Here is a 1,040-nt window from a genome sequence, read left to right as displayed (position 1 = left end):
TTCGCTCATGATTTCTTTTGAAACTCTTTCGAGTCTCTCTCATTGGCTGTCCTTGTTGTTTAGTTTTCAAAGACCATTATTCTCTTTGGCTGTTTAGGCCAGAGTTGTATCTTAGCATTTTCAACCGATGTTGTCAATAACTAATTTATTCATCTGATTGGTAAAGTAAGGAGTACTAAATTCCTACTTATTCAACCGTTGTCGAGTCTTTGTGGCGCTCAGTTATAATAGCATTTTCATAGTTCATTGTCAACAAAGACTTATACATTTGTTAATTCACTTGGGCATCCCCCCTGATAACGATAGCCCAATGCTTCATACTTCATACTTAAAATATAATATCATCAATTAGTATGAGAATCCCCTATTAAACTTAGAATCAACCTTAGTTTGCTAATCATAGGAGTTTGTTTTACACTAAAGATAACATTAGCAGTTAAGCTACATATAGGATTGCCCTAATAATAGACCTCAACCCACCCTAATAATTAAGCAGAAGGAGGATTTTGTATGCCAAGTGATATAAATGAACTTTTGAGTCAGAAAACTTGGGCGGTAATCGGTGTATCTAATAACACCGACAAGTATGGCTATAAGGTCTATAAACAACTCAGAAAGGCGGGTTACTCAGTTTTTCCAATTAATCCCGGACTACAGAGTATTGACGGAGATCCTTGTTATCCTTCTCTAGCCGCCTTACCAAAGAAACCTGATGCGGTAAGCATTGTTGTCCCTCCTAAAATCACTGAACAAGTTGTCAAGGAATGTAACGATCTTGGAATTACAAAAGTTTGGATGCAACCCGGAAGCGAAAGTAAAAATGCTATTCAAGATGGTGAAGAACACGGGATTACCGTGGTTCATAACCAATGCGTGTTAATTCATACACGAAGTAATACGAAATAAGTTTGATGTTCTTGCATAATTTAAAAACCGCACCTAACGGTGCGGTTATTATTTCTTATGGAGCGGGTGAAGAGAATCGAACTCTCGTAACTAGCTTGGAAGGCTAGCGCTCTACCATTGAGCTACACCCGCAG

At 38.0% G+C, this 1,040-nt stretch carries 1 protein-coding gene and 1 tRNA gene; one reads left to right on the top strand and one right to left on the bottom strand.

The window, feature by feature from the left end:
- Window positions 1–510: 510 nt before the first annotated feature.
- A complete protein-coding gene (locus M8E35_RS26320; RefSeq protein WP_252473928.1) occupies window positions 511–906 on the top strand; it encodes a CoA-binding protein in 396 nt (131 codons plus the stop codon).
- A gap of 58 nt (window positions 907–964) precedes the next feature.
- Here M8E35_RS26320 and M8E35_RS26315 read toward each other — a convergent pair.
- Window positions 965–1,038: transfer RNA gene (locus tag M8E35_RS26315), tRNA-Gly, on the bottom strand.
- Window positions 1,039–1,040 lie beyond the last annotated feature (2 nt).

Source organism: Desulfosporosinus nitroreducens (assembly GCF_023897015.1).
GTDB lineage: Bacteria > Bacillota > Desulfitobacteriia > Desulfitobacteriales > Desulfitobacteriaceae > Desulfosporosinus > Desulfosporosinus nitroreducens.
The sequence above is the reverse complement of the archived record's forward strand: the minus strand, read 5'-3'. Positions and strand labels throughout refer to the sequence as shown.

Bases quoted from the DNA above. Each gene is read 5' to 3' on its own strand.
- M8E35_RS26320 (WP_252473928.1), top strand. From the start codon at position 511: ATGCCAAGTGATATAAATGAACTTTTGAGTCAGAAAACTTGGGCGGTA.